The 20,117-nt window shown below is 42.7% G+C and carries 16 protein-coding genes; 13 read left to right on the plus strand and 3 right to left on the minus strand.

The features are described 5' to 3' along the window. From PR800_RS09945 to hpaR, 3 genes are all read right to left on the minus strand, one after another. The coding region (locus PR800_RS09945) for a filamentous hemagglutinin N-terminal domain-containing protein (protein ID WP_272530729.1) at nt 1-2,532 on the minus strand (2,532 nt) is incomplete at its 3' end. Between the two features lie 24 nt (nt 2,533-2,556). Next, on the minus strand, nt 2,557-4,230 hold the full coding sequence (locus PR800_RS09950; protein ID WP_272530730.1) for a ShlB/FhaC/HecB family hemolysin secretion/activation protein: 1,674 nt from the start codon (nt 4,228-4,230) through the stop codon (nt 2,557-2,559). Between the two features lie 705 nt (nt 4,231-4,935). After that, entirely contained in the window at nt 4,936-5,391 is a 456-nt protein-coding gene (hpaR, locus tag PR800_RS09955; RefSeq protein WP_102139493.1) for a homoprotocatechuate degradation operon regulator HpaR, read from the minus strand. 430 nt (nt 5,392-5,821) lie between these two features. Here hpaR and PR800_RS09960 point away from each other — a divergent pair, with 430 nt between their 5' ends. The 13 genes from PR800_RS09960 to hpaC all read left to right on the plus strand — a co-directional run bounded on the left by PR800_RS09960 (nt 5,822) and on the right by hpaC (nt 20,023). After that, nucleotides 5,822-6,451, plus strand: coding sequence for a fumarylacetoacetate hydrolase family protein (locus PR800_RS09960; RefSeq protein WP_102139494.1), 630 nt, complete (start codon nt 5,822-5,824; stop codon nt 6,449-6,451). A gap of 11 nt (nt 6,452-6,462) precedes the next feature. Continuing rightward, nucleotides 6,463-7,230: a fumarylacetoacetate hydrolase family protein gene (locus PR800_RS09965; protein ID WP_210848943.1), complete on the plus strand. Its 768-nt coding sequence runs from the start codon at nt 6,463-6,465 to the stop codon at nt 7,228-7,230. After that, on the plus strand, nt 7,230-8,696 hold the full coding sequence (gene hpaE, locus PR800_RS09970) for a 5-carboxymethyl-2-hydroxymuconate semialdehyde dehydrogenase (protein ID WP_004905295.1): 1,467 nt from the start codon (nt 7,230-7,232) through the stop codon (nt 8,694-8,696). The genes PR800_RS09965 and hpaE overlap by 1 nt, the downstream gene beginning before the upstream one ends. A 248-nt stretch (nt 8,697-8,944) precedes the next feature. Next, nucleotides 8,945-9,826 carry a 3,4-dihydroxyphenylacetate 2,3-dioxygenase gene (hpaD, locus tag PR800_RS09975; RefSeq protein ID WP_272530732.1) on the plus strand — a complete coding sequence of 294 codons (882 nt, stop codon included), beginning with the start codon at nt 8,945-8,947 and terminating at the stop codon, nt 9,824-9,826. Between the two features lie 9 nt (nt 9,827-9,835). After that, the gene (locus PR800_RS09980) at nt 9,836-10,219 is read left to right on the plus strand and encodes a 5-carboxymethyl-2-hydroxymuconate Delta-isomerase (protein WP_166266782.1); all 384 of its coding nucleotides are present in this window, start codon (nt 9,836-9,838) and stop codon (nt 10,217-10,219) included. A gap of 55 nt (nt 10,220-10,274) precedes the next feature. Further along, complete coding sequence (locus PR800_RS09985) at nt 10,275-11,501, plus strand: Bcr/CflA family multidrug efflux MFS transporter (RefSeq protein ID WP_102139497.1); 1,227 nt, start codon at nt 10,275-10,277, stop codon at nt 11,499-11,501. After that, nucleotides 11,498-12,961, plus strand: coding sequence for an NAD-dependent succinate-semialdehyde dehydrogenase (locus PR800_RS09990; protein WP_102139498.1), 1,464 nt, complete (start codon nt 11,498-11,500; stop codon nt 12,959-12,961). Before PR800_RS09985 ends, PR800_RS09990 begins: the two co-directional genes overlap by 4 nt. Before the next feature lie 120 nt (nt 12,962-13,081). Beyond that, on the plus strand, nt 13,082-13,885 hold the full coding sequence (gene hpaH, locus PR800_RS09995; RefSeq protein ID WP_102139499.1) for a 2-oxo-hept-4-ene-1,7-dioate hydratase: 804 nt from the start codon (nt 13,082-13,084) through the stop codon (nt 13,883-13,885). Nucleotides 13,886-13,895: 10 nt separating this feature from the next. After that, nucleotides 13,896-14,702 (plus strand): 4-hydroxy-2-oxoheptanedioate aldolase, encoded by an 807-nt coding sequence (gene hpaI / locus PR800_RS10000; RefSeq protein WP_272530733.1) that lies wholly within the window; start codon nt 13,896-13,898, stop codon nt 14,700-14,702. 163 nt (nt 14,703-14,865) lie between these two features. Continuing rightward, nucleotides 14,866-16,233 (plus strand): 4-hydroxyphenylacetate permease, encoded by a 1,368-nt coding sequence (gene hpaX / locus PR800_RS10005; RefSeq protein ID WP_102139501.1) that lies wholly within the window; start codon nt 14,866-14,868, stop codon nt 16,231-16,233. A gap of 276 nt (nt 16,234-16,509) precedes the next feature. Further along, nucleotides 16,510-17,400, plus strand: a complete 891-nt coding sequence (hpaA, locus tag PR800_RS10010) for a 4-hydroxyphenylacetate catabolism regulatory protein HpaA (RefSeq protein WP_272530735.1) — start codon at nt 16,510-16,512, stop codon at nt 17,398-17,400. Nucleotides 17,401-17,922: 522 nt separating this feature from the next. Beyond that, nucleotides 17,923-19,485, plus strand: coding sequence for a 4-hydroxyphenylacetate 3-monooxygenase, oxygenase component (gene hpaB, locus PR800_RS10015; RefSeq protein ID WP_004905326.1), 1,563 nt, complete (start codon nt 17,923-17,925; stop codon nt 19,483-19,485). Nucleotides 19,486-19,504: 19 nt separating this feature from the next. Beyond that, complete coding sequence (hpaC, locus tag PR800_RS10020; protein WP_272530736.1) at nt 19,505-20,023, plus strand: 4-hydroxyphenylacetate 3-monooxygenase, reductase component; 519 nt, start codon at nt 19,505-19,507, stop codon at nt 20,021-20,023. The last annotated feature ends 94 nt before the right edge of the window (nt 20,024-20,117 follow it).

A 20,117-nucleotide genomic window follows, 5' to 3' on the forward strand; every position in this document is an offset into this window, starting at 1 on the left:
AATATTGCCATTTGCGATGAGTTGTGAGCGTAGCTCTGGGTAGCGATTGGTCTTGAATACATTATCGACATCTTTAATCGCTTTTGAGTCTAACAAAATATCTTGGCCTGCATTGAACGTCAGTGATTTTCCACTGTTGAAGGCAATGCCATGCGCTTCAATATTTTTACCAGCGGTGAGGTTTATTTCCCCTGAACTTGCCCAATTTCCTGTTTTTGTGAGTAACGCATTGATATTGGCGACAGGCTCTGAAGCCGCGAATTTCATTAAGTTGAGTTCATCGCGACGAATAAGGATACTGTCATTAGCACTAAGGGTAAGTTTATTCGTTTTGGCTAACTGCGCATTATCAAAAGTGATATTTTTACCCGCTTGGATATGTAACGAATTTGTGGCATTGAGAACCGGGGGCGATAAGTCATTGTCTTTAAAGGCAGAAACGGGGTTTAGACTGTATTGAAGATCGCCATTTTTCGCAATTAAGGTGCTGTCTTTAGCCGTTAAATTAACCTGTTTGAGATTAAGGTCGTTGTTGGCAATTAGGCTTTGTGATTGTTTTGCAACCAGTTGTGCATCATGAATATTGATGTTTTGACCAGCGATAATAGACAGATCATTTTCAGACTGTAAGTTGGTAGAAATATTTATATTATTGGAATTTAAGACAATGTTTTTTGCAGTAATGGCAAAAGATGGATTACCTACTTGTACTATTTTTGCTATGGGTTTTTCAGTATTAGGAAGTTTACTTTCAAGATTAATGTCGTTTTTAAAATCAAGAACAACATTATTTCCAGCAGATACCGTTTTATAATTTAAGGCTTCGGGAGCCCAAGAATAAAGTTTATCGATTAATTTAAAGTCTACCGGCTCACCAACATAAAAAATATCATAAGTTCCATCATCATCACTTTCATCTGCAAATTTTCCTAAATCTACATTAGATGTATCATATTTATACCAAAGATCTAACTTGCCTGAGTTAAAAGAGGATATTGATGCATTTTGTCCTGTCAATATCACATTGTTTTTTGCTGCAATTTTTCCAAAATCGCTAACTAAATCATTTGCATTAATATAGGCATTCTTTCCTGATGCGATAGTCCCAATATTTCCCAGATTCAAATACTGTTTTCTTTCAACATTAATGCTGTCATTGCTGATCAAATCCATCTCCCCAAACCATTTTTTATAGGGAAAATTTTCTAATCGAGGGTAGAGTGAAATAATTGATACAACTCCTTGCCTAGTACCAAAAAAAGAAGATACATAAGTGCCATTTTTATCACTGGTAGTCGCATTGATATTGGAAATTTCTATTGGAGATGCATTCGCCGTATTTGTCAGTTTTTTTGTCCTAACAACCAAGTCCCCTGCATTGGTCTTTATCGTCCCTGACTTATTCTCAATCAGCGTACTCAAATCCCCCTTGGCATTTTTTTGTATCCACAGATTATCTTGTGCCTGAATAAGTGCGCTATTTCCTGTGTTACTGACGTTATCAGCAAAGACTCGCATGTCCTTACCAGCGATAACTTTCCCGTTATTGGTGAGGGTGTTGGTGGCTAATGTGATGTCTTTGGCGGCATTCACGTTGGCATTGGCGTTAATTTGCAGGTTTTTGGTGCTGACATTAATGTCTTTTTTCCCTTGGATATTACCCGCAAGAGTAATTTTTCCATCGACGGTTAACGTCAGGTCATGTTGGTTGGCTTGCACATTGCTTAGGTTAATCCCCACCCCTGATTCAGTACTCACCAATTTCACTTGATTGGCATACATCCCACCCAGTGCTTTGGTATCTACCGAAATACTGGGTTTTGCCCCTTCACCCGCAATCGGTGTTACGGTGCCTTTTTGAAAATCGACACGGTTGGTGCCTTGCATCAAGGTCAAGTTTTTGGTTTTGATTTGCCCATTTAGTTCGGTGGCGCGGCTGATAATATCGGCATAGGTTTGTGCTTCGGCATTCAGGCCATTGGCGCCAATAACCACACTGCCTTTTTTCACCTCAACCGCAGACAATGCCCCCTTGTTATCCAGAATGGGTTTTCCCGTGGTCAAGGTAATCGCTGGGGTATTCACAAAGCTACAGCCATTGCAGGTAATCCCATTCGGGTTAGCAATTAAGACATTCGCCCCTTTGCCTGCTACTTCCAACTTACCTTGTAATTCTGAGCGGTTACTGCTGGTAACTTCGTTGATAATCAGATTGGCGGCATTTCCCTTTAAATTCGCATTGGCTTTGATTTGCCCTGCAATTTGGGAATTCACATTAGTGGTGGCGTTGTTGAGTACCGCACCTTGTTTATCAACATTAAATTGTTGAAATTTATTGTGGGATATTCCCGCCCCATTCGGTGTGGCGATATTAATAATCGGGACGTTATTTTGTTGGCTGATTTGGGTGTTTTTATCTGCTGCCATCATGGCGGCTCCCCAAGCGGGATGTAAGGGGTAGACTGCAGTTAAGAAAATAATGGTGTAACTTAATATCCGCTTTGAGCGAGAAGGTAATTGTTCATTTAGCATAAATAATCCTTTAAAAACGTAAAGTTACAGAGAAAATGAGACCGACCAATAAGCCGACCAATTGTCTGGTTTAAGTTGTGAGGGATAATGCAAAGGCTTACTGAGTAGAAACTGAGAATAAATTAGGCTATTGCCTGTAAAAGAGAGACCAACGGCTCCCCCCGCTAGGGTGTCATGTTCAACGTGGTATTTATCTGAGGCAATAAACCCGTAATCTAAAGCCCCGATAAAACGCAGTTGCCCAATTGCCGTATTGGCGATGTCTTTATTAATTTCATTACGCCAATATCCGCCTCGGTTACCACTTAAAGACTGCTCGTGGTAGCCACGGACAGAGTACTGGCCTCCAATACTTATGCGTTCAATACCGTATAAATTATCGGGCGAGTATTGGCCGTAAAATGAGGTTAAATAGGTCAAACCATTAGAGAAAAAATACTGATAGCTGCTGCTTAGACTGAATTTGCGGTAATGGCTGCGCGGTGAATCTTTCGCGAGGGTATCCGGTGAGGCGCCAAAGGCGGATATTCCCCATTCAGCGGCAGGGTTAAACGTAAAGTAACCTTGTCCAAGCGTGGTGCTGTACTGCGGGGTAAATGAGAGCGAGGTTAAAGTTGGGCTGCTGATACTCAAGGTTTGGGAAGCTAACTGGGTGTTGGCATTTTTATGTTTTAAGCTACTTTGCAGTGTAAGCCGTTGCTTCCCATCGCGATAAATTAAGCGGCTGACATCAAATTGTTGGTTGGTATTTTTGCCTTCATAACGGTACTGCTGACCCGATGCATAAAACGGTTGTAACGTACTGTTACGGTAAAATTGGTAACGGTAAGACCAATAACCATAAGGGACATTCACATTCGCAACAATATAACGGTTATGGTGGGATACACTTCCATCCATATCGGTATTGGCCGAGGCTGACCACTGCTCACCAAACCCTAATGGGGAATCTACCGTTAAACTGCCGGTAAGCAGCTGTTTTCCCGTTGCCTCCATACCCGAGTTATCGAGACTCAACTGGCTCGTGATAGGCCATTTTTTCCCTTGTTGATGAATAATAACCCGAGAGTAGCCATTTTGGCTTCCTGGTTGGATATCGATAGTGTACTTAGCGGACGATAACCGGTTGAGTTGCTCCAACCCTTGTTCAATATGCCGTAGATTTAATATTTTGCCTTGTTGATAAGGAAATATTTGATGAACTAAACGCTCAGGGGAATTTTCAATCTCGATAGTTTCAACATGCCCTTCAATCACTTGTAATAACAATTGATGTGAGGATAAATCTTGCTCAGGAATGATGGCTTGAGAGGTAATAAACCCTTGTTCCATATAGTAATTAGTTACATGCTTGGTGAGCTTTTGTATTTCACTCAGTGTGAGGCAGCGTTTTAAATAAGATGAGGTTAACTGAGTTTGAGTTTTAGTCGTGAGCTGTGTGGCGCCGACAAATTGGATCTCACTGATAAGGAAACATATTTCATTTTGGGAAGGAGATGGCAATGCATCTTCAATGGAAATAGTGCTTTGTTTTTCCAATCGATTACGTTGGATTAACTCTGACTCTAACCGTTGTTTTTGTTCAAATTGAACACTTTCCTGTGCAGAGGGGAGTAGTTGATTTTCTGTGTAGCCATAGGGCGAAATCATAAACAACGATAAGTATAATAAACGCCACATAATTTGATATTTTGTCATGTTATCTAAATTTTCGTTACGAACAGTAAATTTACCGTAATGTAACTTATTCTCATTAACTGTTTTTAGATAAAAAAAATCCACCATGACTAAAAATTAATACTTTCATTTTTAATGTGTTTTTTTGTATTTTTTAAGTTTATTAATTCGACAAAACTGCAATTGATAAAAATCATTGGCTCTATGCACTGAAAATCAATCATTTGATTTTATTGGGAATGATTTTTCTGAAGAATTTGTCACAAGCAACCTATAAATAATTTCACAATTACAAATAAGATATGACAGTGAGGGATTGACTACTCAACTAATAAATATAAGTGAAGTTCAACTTCAGTGAATCTAAACGGAAAAGTGAATTATTTAAGTAATAACTATATTTAAAATAATTCGAATTGTAGGAAGGTGGCAATTGAAGATAGCCAGATGAGCATACACTCGTATGTAATCCAAATAACCGAAATATGACCAATAATTAAATTTCTAAATAGCTCGAACTCTAGCAAGGCGGCAATTGAGGATAGTTTGGGGAGCATACATCAGTATGTGACCCAAATAACCGAAATATGACCAATAATTAAATTTCTAAATAGTTCGAACTCTAGCAAGGCGGCAATTGAGGATAGTTTGGGGAGCATACACAAGTATGTGACCCAAATAGCCGAAAGAAGCCAACACAGCTAGAGCTCGAAATATGACGAAAATTTAGGCGCTCTTTCTCTTATCAGCAGCGATATTACTATAATCTGGGCTCTCTAAAGCGATTAACTCATCCAACAGTGCGGTCAATTGCTGCATTTTCTCTGGCGAAAAAGCCTGCTCGATTTTTTGATAACCTTCTTCCACTTCCTGCCGTGCTTTGTCATACAACTCTTGCCCCGCAGGTGTCAAAGAGACATATAATTTTCGCTGATCATTCAACGGTTTTAAGCGGAAAATTAAACCTTCGCGCTCCATACGGGTTAAGATCCCCGTTAAACTTGGGCGCAGAATACAGGTTTGGACTGATAATTCATGAAAATCAATTGAACGCTTATCAGCTAAAACGCGAATGATACGCCATTGCTGTTCAGTCAAATTATACGACTTTAATATCGGCCGGAAAAAGCCCATTGCGGTTTCCCTTGCCTGCAATAATGCAATTGTCAATGATTCATGCATAAGCTTAAAACTCACCACTTAATTAACGTTATTTAGCCCAATTTAGGTATTTTATGGCGGCTGCCACATTGCTTTATTGGCCCAATGCTTTAGTGAAACCTTTGGTTATCACCATGAATTTCCACATCACCAATTTGCCTTAATTAAGAGTAGCACGCCCAAATAACAATCTCAAAGAAAAACCCTAAAATATTAATGAGTAAATAATTTAAAATCCAACTTTAAAGTTAATTTTTTGTAAATCAAAAAAAATTGAAAAAATAATAAATTCTTTTATAACAGCATCTTACAGAAAGATAACTTAATTGTGTTAATGAGATCACAATTAAAATTAACATTTCCATAAACCTATTGCTAATTTAAAAAATATACTTTATTAATATGTTAATAATTACTCGAAAGTTGAATTCTTTTCATTAAGGAGTTGTCAATGAAAGGCACTGTATTTGCCGTTGCCCTCAATCATCAAAGCCAGCTTAGCCATTGGCTCGAGGCATTCCAGCAAGCCCCTTATAAAACCCCGCCGAAAACCCCAGTGTGGTTTATTAAGCCGCGTAATACGCGTATCAATTCAGGCGAGCAAATTTTGCATCCCGCAGGTGAAGAAGTGCAAAGTGGCGCTACGCTTGCTTTGGTAATCGGCAAAAATGCACGTAAAGTCAGCAAAGAAGATGCACATCAATTTATTGCTGGGTTTGCATTGGCAAATGAAGTGAGCTTGCCAGAAGACACATTTTATCGTCCTGCGATTAAAGCCAAATGCCGTGATACTTTCTGCCCAATCGGTGAAATGGTAGCAACTTCACTGAATACTCCTGTTGATATCATCACTCTAGTGAATGGCAAAGAAGCGGATCGCTGGTCAACAAAAGATCTGATCCGCGATGCTAGCGAGTTAGTGGCTGCATTAAGTGACTTTGCCACCTTAAAGCAAGGGGATGTGATCCTACTCGGCACACCACAGCAACGTGTCACCATCAAACCCGGTGATGAAGTGGTTATCCAAGCGGAAGGCTTTCCTAGCCTGAAAAATACCGTTGTGGCAGCAGGAGGAAAATAATGTCTACGATAATAAAACGCGCCAAAATCCTTTTTAAAGGCACTGAATATTCCGTCACTGTTGGTGATAACGAAGCCATTACATTACCTAATGGGGATGTGATCGCGGGTGATTCTCCTGATGTTACATGGCTGCCTCCTGCTCAAGGGACGTTATTTGCCCTTGGTTTGAACTATGCCGACCACGCCGCAGAGTTAGAATTTAAGCCACCTGAAGAACCGCTGATTTTCTTAAAAGCGGAAAGCAGCTTAACGGGTCACCGCCAAGTTTCTGTTCGCCCTGATAATGTTGAATATATGCATTATGAGTCTGAATTAGTCGTGGTGATTGGAAAAACGGCTCATAAGGTCTCAAGAGAAGATGCCATGGATTATGTCGCAGGCTACACCGTGTGTAATGACTATGCGATCCGTGACTATTTAGAGAACTATTATCGCCCAAATTTACGTGTTAAGAGCCGCGATACCTTAACACCGATTGGCCCTTGGATTATCGATAAAGACGCCGTTAAAGATCCCCATAATTTGGCTTTATACACCTATGTTAATGGTGAATTACGTCAAAAAGGCACCACTGCCGATCTCATTTTTGATATTCCATTTTTAATTGCTTACCTCAGTGACTTTATGACACTGCAACCGGGAGACATGATTGCAACAGGGACACCAAAAGGGTTGTCTGATGTCGTGCCGGGTGACGAAGTCATTGTTGAAGTTGAAGGCGTTGGCAGATTGGTCAACACCATTATCAGCGAAAAAGACTATGAGGAACGTGTGTAATGACTAAGATTAATCATTGGATCAACGGTAAAAACGTTGCTAGCAAAGACTATTTTGAAACCACCAACCCTGCAACTGGCGAAGTATTAGCTGAAGTCGCAGCGGGTGGACAAGACGAAATCAACCAAGCTGTTGCCGCAGCAAAGGACGCATTTCCAAAGTGGGCCAATACCCCAATGAAAGAGCGTGCTCGCTTAATGCGTCGCCTTGGTGAATTGATCGACGAAAATGTCCCGCAAATTGCAGAAATGGAAACCAAAGACACCGGTTTGCCTATTCACCAAACTAAAAATGTGTTGATCCCACGTGCTTCACATAACTTTGAATTCTTTGCCGAAATTTGCCAGCAAATGAATGGCCGCACTTACCCTGTTGATGACAAGATGATGAACTACACCTTGGTTCAACCTGTGGGTGTCTGTGCGCTGATTTCCCCATGGAACGTGCCATTTATGACCGCAACATGGAAAACCGCCCCTTGTTTAGCTCTGGGTAATACTGCGGTGCTGAAAATGTCTGAGTTATCACCATTATCAGCGAATCGCCTTGGTGAACTGGCTCTAGAAGCCGGTATTCCTGCGGGCGTTTTGAACGTGGTTCAAGGCTATGGTAGCACTGCTGGGGATGCTTTAGTCAAACACCATGATGTCCGTGCGGTTTCCTTTACTGGGGGCACGGCCACTGGCCGCACCATTATGCAAAATGCAGGCTTGAAAAAATACTCCATGGAATTAGGGGGTAAATCACCTGTATTAGTCTTTGAAGATGCGGACATTGAACGTGCACTCGATGCCGCTCTGTTCACTATTTTCTCCATTAATGGCGAACGCTGTACTGCGGGCTCACGTATTTTCATTCAAGAAAGCATTTACCCTGAGTTTGTTAAACGCTTTGCGGAACGTGCAAACCGCTTGATCGTCGGTGACCCGAACGATCCAAAAACCCAAGTGGGTGCATTGATCAGCCAACAGCACTGGAACAAAGTTTCGGGTTACATTCGCTTAGGTATGGAAGAAGGCGCAACCTTGTTAGCGGGTGGACCAGACAAACCGACCGATCTACCTGATCACCTGAAAGGTGGTAATTTCTTACGCCCTACCGTACTGGCTGATGTCGATAACCGTATGCGTGTCGCCCAAGAAGAGATCTTTGGGCCTGTAGCTTGTTTAATTCCGTTTAAATCTGAAGAAGACGGTTTACGCATGGCAAATGATATTGAATACGGTCTTGCTTCGTATATTTGGACGCAAGATGTCAGCAAGATCTTACGCCTTTCTCGCAGTATCGAAGCAGGAATGGTGTTTGTTAACACCCAAAACGTGCGTGACCTACGTCAACCATTCGGTGGCGTGAAAGCTTCGGGTGTTGGCCGTGAAGGTGGTGAATACAGCTTCGAAGTGTTTGCAGAAATGAAAAACGTGTGTATCTCCTACGGAGACCACAACATCCCTCGCTGGGGTGTATGATTCATCAATTTTTTATTTTATTTTATTTATCAATTAGATACCCATAAAAATTTGAACTGTAAATGATTCATGATAAATAATAGCTACAACAAATTATAGGTAAACTCGTTCCTTACCCTAAATAGTTTGAGTTGTAGCTAGGCGGCAAGCGAAATCATCCCTATGAGCATACATGAGTATGTGATTAGGGTGGTTTTGTGCGGCCAACACCGCTACAGCTCAAAATATAACGGGTAAGAGAGGATGAAATGGGTAAGTTGGCACTCGCTGCAAAAATAACACACGTCCCATCCATGTACCTATCAGAACTACCAGGTAAAAACCATGGATGTCGCCAAGCCGCTATCGATGGACACAAAGAAATCAGCCGTCGTTGCCGTGAATTAGGCGTTGATACCATTATTGTTTTTGATACACACTGGTTAGTTAATAGTGCTTATCACATTAATTGTGCTGACCACTTCAAAGGTATTTACACCAGTAATGAACTCCCACATTTTATTCGTGATATGGAATATGAATATGATGGGAACTCCGTATTAGGCCAAATGATTGGGGAAGAAGCACGTAAATTAGGCGTTCGTGCTCAAGCCCATGAAATTCCAAGCTTAACCCTCGAATACGCCACGTTAGTCCCTATGCGCTATATGAATAGCGACCGTCACTTTAAAGTTATCTCAATTTCAGCATTCTGTACGTCTCACAGTTTTGAAGACAGCCGCAAATTAGGTGAAGCCGTACTGAGTGCGATTGAAAAATACGATGGCACAGTCGCTGTATTAGCGAGTGGTTCATTATCACACCGCTTTATTGATGACCAAAAAGCCGAAGACGGTATGAATAGCTACACACGTGAATTTGATGAGCAGATGGATAAACGCGTCGTCAAACTTTGGCGTGAAGGCCGCTTTGAAGAGTTCTGCAAAATGCTACCTGAATATGCCGACTACTGCTATGGCGAAGGCCATATGCACGACACAGTGATGCTGTTAGGCATGTTAGGTTGGGATAAATACGCTGAGAAAGTGGAAGTTTTAACTGACTTGTTTGCCAGCTCAGGCACAGGGCAAATTAATGCCGTGTTCCCACTTCCAAACTATATCACTGATAAACAAGCTGCCAACGCATAAGGAACTGTTATGCCTCATTTTTATGCAGAATGTACAGAGAATATCCGTGAAGAAGCGAAACTTCCAGAGCTGTTTGCACAAGTGAATGAATCCCTTGCTGCTACTGGTATTTTTCCATTAGGCGGTATTCGTAGCCGTGCTATTTGGCTAGATACTTGGCAAATGGCTGATGGCAAACACGATTATGCATTTGTGCATATGACGCTAAAAATTGGTGCCGGACGCTCTCTTGAAGATAGGCAAAAAACGGGGGAGATGATCTTCGACCTGATCAAAGCCCACTTTGCCGATTTAATGGCAAAACGCTATCTGGCGCTGTCTTTTACCATGGAAGAGCTTGATCCCGTATTAAATTATAAGCAAAACAATGTTCATGCCTTGTTTAAAGGTTAATAGCTTAAAGGTTAATAGTTTAAATCTTTATTTAACGTTTTATTGAGAGGGCAAGATGGTTAAAAATTTCGATAAACACATACCGCACTACTTGATCCCATTACTGGGGTCATTAGTGGCATTCGGTCCATTGTCTATCGATATGTACCTTCCTGCCCTTCCTCAAATGGGAACTGCATTACACGCCACTCAAGGGCAAATGCAGTACACCCTTGGCGCTTTTTTTGCCGGTTTCTGTGTGGGAATGCTATTTTACGGGCCATTAAGTGATTTACTCGGCCGTCGTAAGATGCTGTTAAGTGGCCTAGTCATCTTTACGGTGGCAAGCCTGCTATGCGCTCAAGCCACTGATGCAAATACCTTAATTATTTTTAGAGCATTGCAAGCATTTGGGAGTGGTGCTGCCATTGTTATGGCTAGGGCGATTGCAAGGGATGTTTATCCTGCCCATGAACTACCTAAAGTACTGTCATTAATGACACTTGTGACCATGATAGCCCCGCTACTGGCACCACTTTTAGGTGGTTTTTTACTTGTTCATTTTCAGTGGCAAGTGATTTTTTACTTATTAGCGTTGATTGGCTTAGCTTCGGTGTGTGCGATTTTTTTCTTGCTCCCTGAAACGCTAACCCACCAGCGTGGTTCTGAAAATATCCTTTGTGTCGCCTTCAAGAATTATGCGCAGGTGCTCACAGACCGAGAAGCACTGAGTATTATTGGCACCATGGCATTCTCTTTTGCCGGTATGTTTGCCTTTATCAGTGGTTCACCGTTTGTGTATATCAATTATTTCGGTGTTTCTGAACAACATTATGGTTTGCTGTTCGGTTGTAACATCTTGGGGATGATCGTCATGCTGTTGTTGAACGTTAAACTGCTAAAAACCTATAGTTTAACGCGCATACTGACTATGCAAAGTGGGTTTCAATTGGCATTTGGTCTGCTGTTACTCATATTTTACCAACAAAGTTTGCCCATAATTGTTATTCTAGTCGTGCTGTTCTTATCGATGGTCAATGCTATCGGCACCAACAGTTTGTCACTATTACTGCAACATCGCGGGAAAATTGCAGGAAGTGCCAGTGCACTTGCGATTTCTATTCAGTTTGCCTTAGCGGCTATCGCCAGCGTTGCAGTTTCTGTATTACAAGATGAATCCCCATTCGCTATGGCACTTGTTATGGCGCTTTGTGCCGGGTTAAGTTTTGCTAGCCAACAGCTATCAGCTAAAAATATCCGTCCACAAGTCCAATCAGTGTCTTCGGAGAACAACGAAAAATGAGCATAAATACCAATTCTACATTATTTCGCCAACAAGCTTATATCAACGGCCAATGGGTTGATGCCCAAAATAAAAGTGTGTTTGAGGTCACTAACCCAGCAAATAACGAGGTTATCGCTAACGTCAGCAACGTTGGTGCGTTAGAAACTCAACAAGCTATTGAGGCCGCAGAAAAAGCGCTCCCAGCATGGCGTGCTAAAACCGCCAAAGAGCGCAGCCAAATTTTAAACAAGTGGTTCCGTTTAATGATGGACAACCAAAAAGAATTGGCTGAGTTACTCAGTGCTGAACAAGGTAAGTCGATCACTGAATCGATGGGCGAAATTGCCTATGGTGCCAGCTTTATTGAGTGGTTTGCTGAAGAAGGTAAACGTATATATGGGGAAACCATCCCATCACCTCTGCCGGGACGTCGCCTTGTCACCATTAAACAACCTGTCGGTGTGGTTGCGGCTATCACGCCATGGAACTTTCCAAATGCCATGATCACCCGCAAAGTCGGCCCAGCCCTTGCTGCCGGCTGTACCATGGTGTTAAAACCCGCAGCAGAGACACCATTATCCGCATTAGCATTAGCAGTGTTAGGAGAAGAAGCGGGTATTCCTGCGGGTGTGTTCAATATCGTTCCGGGTACAGATGCACAGGCCATTGGTGGCGTAATGACCTCCAGCCCTGTGGTACGCAAACTCACCTTTACGGGTTCAACTCGAGTCGGTAAGTTGCTGATGGAACAGTGCGCCAATACAGTGAAAAAGATGTCTCTGGAACTCGGTGGTAACGCGCCATTTATCGTGTTTGATGATGCCGATTTAGATGCCGCTGTACAAGGTGCGTTAACGGCTAAATTCCGCAATAGTGGGCAAACCTGTGTGTGTGCTAACCGTATCTTAGTCCAAGAAGGCGTTTACGATGAATTTGCGGCTCGTTTAGCAAAAGCCGTGAATGAACTGAAAATCGGCCCTGCCACACAAGCAGACTCCCAGCAAGGCCCTCTGATTAACCAAGCTGCAGTGGATAAAGTCACTGAACATATTGCTGATGCTGTTTCCCATGGTGCAAAAGTGATTGCAGGTGGTAAACCTGCGCACTTAGGCGGCTTGTTCTTTGAACCGACCGTTATCACTGGCGTCACTGAGGCTATGAAAGTGGCCAAAGAAGAAACATTCGGCCCACTCGCGCCATTATTTAAATTCCGTGATGAGCAAGAAGCAATTGATCTTGCCAATGACACTGAATTTGGCTTGGCATCCTATTTCTATTCAAAAGATATCGGTCGTATCTACCGCGTCGCAGAAGCTCTAGAAAGCGGCATGGTCGGTATTAACGAAGGCATTATCTCAAATGAAGTGGCCCCATTTGGTGGCATTAAGCAGTCTGGTCTGGGGCGTGAAGGTTCACGCTACGGAATCGAAGATTACTTGGAAGTGAAATACCTCTGCTTTGGTGGTCTTTCTAATTAGTTAAATTGAGTACCGCTGGGTACGCATTCAATTTACACCTTGAATAGTTCGAGTGGCAGCAAAGCGCTTTAGTGCAGCGCTGCTCTCGAAATAGAATAGGTGAATAGGAGTATTAACAGCATGTTACAAAAAGATGTAATCTCGCAAATCGCGCAACGCCTAAATCAGGCTGAAAAATCACGTGAGCAAATCCGTCAGATCTCACTCGATCACCCAGAAATGACGATCGACGATGCTTACGCTATCCAAAAAGAGTGGGTTGGCGTGAAAATTGCTGAAGGACGTGTGCTAAAAGGCCATAAAATTGGGCTAACATCCAAAGCCATGCAGGCAAGTTCACAAATTGATGAACCTGATTACGGTGCGCTTCTTGACGATATGTTTTTTGATGATGGCTGTGATATTCCAACAGACCGCTTTATCGTGCCACGTATTGAAGTTGAATTAGCCTTCGTACTCGCAAAGCCATTAAGTGGGCCAAATTGCACCATCTTTGATGTCTATAACGCAACTGACTATGTGATCCCAGCGCTTGAGCTGATTGATGCACGCTGTCACAACGTTGACCCTGAAACCAATCGCCCACGTAAAGTGTTCGATACCATTTCAGATAACGCAGCAAATGGCGCGGTAATCTTAGGTGGTCGCCCAATTAAACCTCGCGATTTGGATATGCGTTGGATTAGCGCCCTACTCTATCGTAATGGCGTCATTGAAGAATCGGGCGTAGCCGCTGCTGTGCTCAATCACCCAGCGAATGGCGTAGCATGGTTAGCAAATAAATTAGCACCGCATAATGTACAACTTGAGCCAGGCCAAATTATCTTAGGTGGCTCATTTACACGCCCTGTTCCTGCTCGTAAAGGTGATGTGTTCCACGTTGATTACGGCAATATGGGTTCAATTAGCTGCCGCTTCGTGTAAGGAAAATGATATGGATATTTTAGATAATAAATTTAAAAAAGCGCTAAAAAGTGGGCAACCGCAAATTGGTTTATGGCTTGGCTTATGCAGCCCATATAGTGCTGAATTACTTGCCGGTGCAGGCTTTGACTGGTTATTGATTGATGGTGAACATGCTCCAAATAATGTGCAAACGACATTATCTCAATTACAAGCGATCGCCCCTTATCCGTCACAACCCGTGGTACGCCCACCGTGGAATGATCCGGTGATCATTAAGCAATTACTGGATATTGGTGCACAAACCCTTTTGCTACCGATGGTACAAAATGCAGAGCAAGCCAAACAAGCAGTACGTGCAACGCGTTACCCGCCAGCCGGGATCCGTGGTGTCGGCAGTGCTTTAGCTCGTGCTTCTCGTTGGAACCGAGTACCTAATTATTTAACCCGTGCCAATGATGAAATGTGCGTGATAGTGCAGGTTGAAACCCGAGAAGCCATGAATAATCTTCCTGAGATCTTAAAGGTTGAAGGCGTCGATGGTGTGTTTATCGGCCCTGCGGATCTTAGTGCGGATATGGGCTTTTCAGGGAACCCTAACCACCCTGAAGTCAAAGCCGCGATAGAAAAAGCGATTGTACAAATTCGTGAAGCCGGCTTGGCACCCGGTATTTTGATGGCAGCCCCAGATGTTGCTGAACATTATCTGAAACTCGGCGCACTATTTGTTGCCGTCGGGGTTGATACCACGCTACTGGCTCGTACCGCAGAAGCGCTAGCAGCAAAATTTGGTAAAACCGTCTCTGAGGTGACTTCAAGTACACCAAGCGTTTATTAATTAAACTATCTCTAAATAAGTTAATTTTAACCCTACAGACAAATAACTTAATTAGATAAATAAGAAATCAATATCGCAACATTGGGCAGACAGCACCATGGCTGCCTACTCGTCCCTTGTACCTATAATAATCTGCAAAAGAAAGAATTGAGGGCCCTACAATATGAGTAATCAACAACTTGCAAGCACTAACCCTGCTGAACAACATAAAAATTTAACCGAACCGCAGCAGCGGGTGATTAATAAATTATTTAAACGTCTGATTGTATTTTTATTTGTGCTATTTGTTTTTTCCTTCTTAGACCGTATTAATATTGGCTTTGCGGGCTTAACCATGGGGAAAGACATCGGCCTAACGTCCACCATGTTTGGCCTAGCGGCTACCTTGTTCTATGCCACTTACGTGATTTTTGGTATTCCAAGTAACATCATGTTGGGGATTGTTGGGGCTCGCCGCTGGATAGCCACCATCATGGTGCTTTGGGGTATCGCTTCTACAGCCACCATGTTTGCCACAGGGCCTACGAGCTTATACGTCCTACGGATGTTAGTGGGTATCGCTGAGGCGGGCTTCTTACCTGGGATTTTAGTTTATCTGACTTACTGGTTCCCGGCCTATTTCCGCGCTCGTGCTAATGCCTTATTTATGATTGCAATGCCAGTCACCATGGCATTCGGTTCCCTGGCATCGGGCTACATTTTAGGCATGGATGGCATTTTAAACCTAAAAGGCTGGCAATGGCTGTTCCTGTTAGAAGGTTTCCCATCGGTGATCCTCGGTGTGTTGGTTTGGTTCTACCTTGATGATTCACCAAAGAAAGCAAAATGGTTGACCCAAGAAGACAAAGATACATTACAAGAAATGATGGACCAAGACCAACTAGAGCTTGTCCAGCCACAGGGGTCAAAAAGCCATACCGCATTACAAAACAAAAGTTTATGGAAAGAAATTTTTACCCCTGTGATCTTAATGTATACCGTCGCTTATTTTTGCTTAACCAATACGTTAAGTGCGATTAATATTTGGACACCGCAGATCATGCAAAGCTTCAATGAAGGCAGTAGTAATGCCATGATTGGGCTATTAACCGCTATCCCACAGTTTTGTACTATTCTAGGGATGATCTATTGGAGTCGTCGCTCTGATAGATTACAAGAACGGAAAATGCACACTGCACTTCCCTACTTATTTGCGGCAGCGGGCTGGATCCTCGCTGCGATGACAAGCCATCCCGTCATCCAATTAATTGGTATTATCATGGCATCAACAGGTTCATTTACTGCGATGGCCGTGTTCTGGACAACCCCAGACCAATCAATCAGTTTACGTGCTCGCGCCATCGGTATTGCTGTTATTAACGCAACGGGTAATATAGGTTCTGCCGTCAGCCCACTGTTGATTGGTTGGTTAAAAGACCAAACCGGTAGCTTTAACTCCGGCCTCTATTTTGTGGCAGGCCTGCTGGTGGTCGGTGCGCTGTTAGTCATGGTTATTCCAATGAAAAACTCAAGACCAAGGGCAACACCTTAAAAATGTAAGGTTTAATAAATTAGAGTGCTGTAACTCAATAACCATGGATATTGCTCAAAATAATTTGGCTTGCAGCTAGGCGGCAAGCAAGCTAATCCCTAGGAGCATACACGAGTATGTGACTAGGGTTAGCGTGTGAAGCCAACAACGCTGCGGGCCAAAGAATGAAGAGCAATTCGAGTTGCAGCTAAGCGGCAAGCAAGCTAATCCCTAGGAGCATACTGAAGTATGTGACTAGGGTTGGCTTGTGAGGCCAACAACGCTGCGAGCCGAAGAATGAAGGGTAACTCAACTTTAATTACGAATATTGACATCAGTACAGACTACGACGAAACCCAAGGCACTGACGACGTCCACTACCAAACCTTTGGCAACATGGCTGCCTTCTTTGGTCGCGATATGCAAGCGCATCGCCATGACGGTTTCTTCCAGTTGCACTATTTGGTTACGGGCCATATTACTTTGCAGCTCGATGAGTCCCGCTATTCCGTTCAAGCCCCATTATTTATTCTTACGCCCCCTTCGGTTGCGCATGCATTTTTCACTCAAGAAGACACTGACGGCCACGTACTCACCGTACGACAGGATTTAATTACGCCATTACTGGGGTCGTTATACCCAGCAAATCCTGATTTAGTGGATATTCCGGCTATATGTTTGTCTGTTGCTGATAAACCTGATGATATCGATACCTTTAACCATTACTGGGCATTGATGGCGCGTGAATCGGCTAATAACTATATAGGTAAAGACCAAGCCCTCGCTTCTTTAGCCCAAGCATTATTTACGTTTCTGCTGCGCTCGATTCCACTTGATGAACACCCAACAACAGGGGTTAGAGGCGAACATCGTCTATTCCAGCGGTTTAATCAGCTCATTGACTTGCATTATCATGAACACCTTGCAGTGCCTGAATATGCCAAGAAACTTGATGTCACAGAATCACGCCTTAAGGATATGTGCCGGCGGTCCGCTAACCGGCCACCGAAAAGGTTAATTTTTGACAGAATATTGCGTGAAGCTAAACGAATGTTGTTATTTTCCGATAGCCCCGTTTCTGAGATTGCCTACCAGCTCGGTTTCAAAGACCCCGCCTATTTTGCGCGTTTTTTTAACCGGTTAGTAGGATGCTCTCCTAGCCTATGGAGAGAACAAAACATTCATTAAAGAGAGGCTTAGTGATTTTATCCTTATTTTTTAGGTAAAAATCATTAAGCTTCTCTATCTGCATATCAAACCATCTTCTCCCTTATCTCTACAAACTATTACACCTTCAAATTATTTTACATTTTAAAAACATTTTGATGTTTTATAAATTTTGTTTTAACTTTGTAAAAATGCCGATAACGCTTAACTAAAAGTGAACAAGAAGATTAAAAAAAGAACAATAATATACTAGAATAATAATTAACATTAATATAAAAATAAGTTAATTATTAAATGATAATCAATAGATTACGATACAACAAAAGCATTACGTTAATATCAAAACATCGAGATGATCACATTTCTTTCACAAAAAACAACTTTCAACGAAAAGTACCAGTAAACCTTTAGAATGTCTCTTTAAAACTCCCTCGTAAAGCGATTCAATTAAGAAACACAAAACAAACATAAAATTAACATATTTAGCTTGCAGCCTTTGTGCCCTATCAATGCAAGCCCTCATTGTGAGATAACGAGGTAGACATGAAACCAGAAGATTTTCGTTCCGATGCTAAACGCCCTTTTAATGGCCAAGAATATTTAAAAAGCTTACAAGATGGCCGCGAAATCTATATTTATGGCGAGCGCGTAAAAGACGTCACCACTCACCCTGCTTTTCGTAATTCAGCCGCTTCTATAGGACAATTATATGATGCGCTTCATGATAAAACGACTCATGACCAACTTTGCTGGAACACCGACACAGGCAACGGTGGATACACTCACAAATTCTTCCGCTTCGCTAAAAGTGCCGATGAACTGCGCCAACAACGTGACGCTATCGCAGATTGGTCACGCCAGAGCTACGGATGGATGGGACGCACTCCAGACTATAAGGCGGCATTCGCCAGCTGTTTAGGTGCTAACCCAGAATACTATGGTCAATTTGCAGACAACGCGCGTCACTGGTATAAACGCATTCAAGAGAGCGGCCTTTACTTTAACCATGCGATTGTTAACCCGCCAATCGACCGCCATAAGCCAGCTGATGAAGTCAAAGATGTTTATATCAAACTCGAAAAAGAAACGGATGCGGGTATTATCGTCAGTGGTGCAAAAGTCGTTGCGACCAACTCCGCATTAACACACTATAACTTTATCGGTTTTGGTTCTGCACAAGTGATGGGTGATAACCCAGATTTTGCACTGATGTTTGTTGCACCAATGGATGCCGACGGTGTGAAATTAATCTCACGTGCATCTTATGAATTAGTGGCTGGCGCAACAGGCGCACCATTTGATTACCCGCTTTCAAGCCGTTTCGATGAAAATGATGCCATCTTGGTGATGGATCATGTGTTAATTCCATGGGAAAACGTCCTGATCTACCGTGACTTTGACCGCGCTCGTAATTGGGCCGTACAAGGTGGGTTTGCGCGTTTATTCCCATTACAAGCTTGTGTCCGCTTAGCGGTTAAATTAGACTTCATTACCGGATTGTTACAAAAAAGTTTAGAATGTACAGGTGTTATTGATTTCCGTGGTGTACAAGCCGATCTCGGTGAAGTGGTCGCATGGCGTAATCTGTTCTGGTCATTAACCGATGCAATGACCTCTGAAGCGCAAGCATGGGAAGGCGGTGCTTATCTACCAGATACTCAAGCCATCCAAACTTACCGTGTTATGGCACCAATGGCTTACACCAAAATCAAGAATATCATTGAAAGTAACGTGACAAGTGGCCTGATTTACCTACCATCAAGCGTTCGTGATATGAATAATCCAGAAATTGATAAGTATTTAGCTAAATATGTTCGCGGCTCTAATGGTATGGATCACGTTGAACGTATTAAGATCCTTAAACTCATGTGGGATGCAATCGGTAGTGAATTTGGTGGCCGCCACGAACTGTATGAAATTAACTACGCAGGAAGCCAAGATGAAATTCGTCTGCAATGTCTGCGTCATGCATACGGTTCTGGCAATATGAAAGCCATGACAGATATGGTTGATCGCTGTTTATCAGACTACGATCAACACGGATGGAAACGTCCACACCTGCATAACAACAATGATATTAATCAGTTAGATTCGCTGCTGAAATAATCGGCAGCAGGAGGTCAAAATGTCTTTAGAAAATGAACATCGCCTGCGTTTCAGAGATGCGATGGCAAGTCTTGGTGCAGCAGTCAATATCGTCACCACGGATGGGACTGAGGGTCGCTGTGGAATTACAGCCACCGCAGTCTGTTCAGTTACAGATACGCCACCCACTTTGATGGTCTGTATTAACCGCAATAGCGCTATGAATGCGGTATTTCAAAAGAATGGCCGCCTGTGCGTGAACGTGCTGAGTCATGACCAAGAAGAGTTAGCGTGCCATTTTGCTGGAATGAAAGGTTCCACGATGGAAGAACGTTTTAGCTGGAATGTGTGGGATAACGGTATTTTACAGCAACCTTTACTAAAAAATGCCCTTGCCAACCTTGAAGGCGAAATCACTCAAGTGCAGGACATGGGTACGCACTCTGTCTATATGGTTGAAATGAAACAAATCATTGTCCGTGATGAAGGGCATGGCTTAGTCTATTTCAAACGTAGATTCCACCCTATTATGCACCAAATCCTTGAGCCAACCGCTTAATGACTCACAGATATCGATTAAATAGCCTCGACTTTAAGAGGCTATTTTTTTATCCATACTTTTTCTTAGATAAAACCACATCTTAATACTTCGT

It is taken from the genome of Providencia sp. PROV205 (assembly GCF_028479505.1).
Taxonomy (GTDB): Bacteria; Pseudomonadota; Gammaproteobacteria; order Enterobacterales; family Enterobacteriaceae; genus Providencia; species Providencia huaxiensis.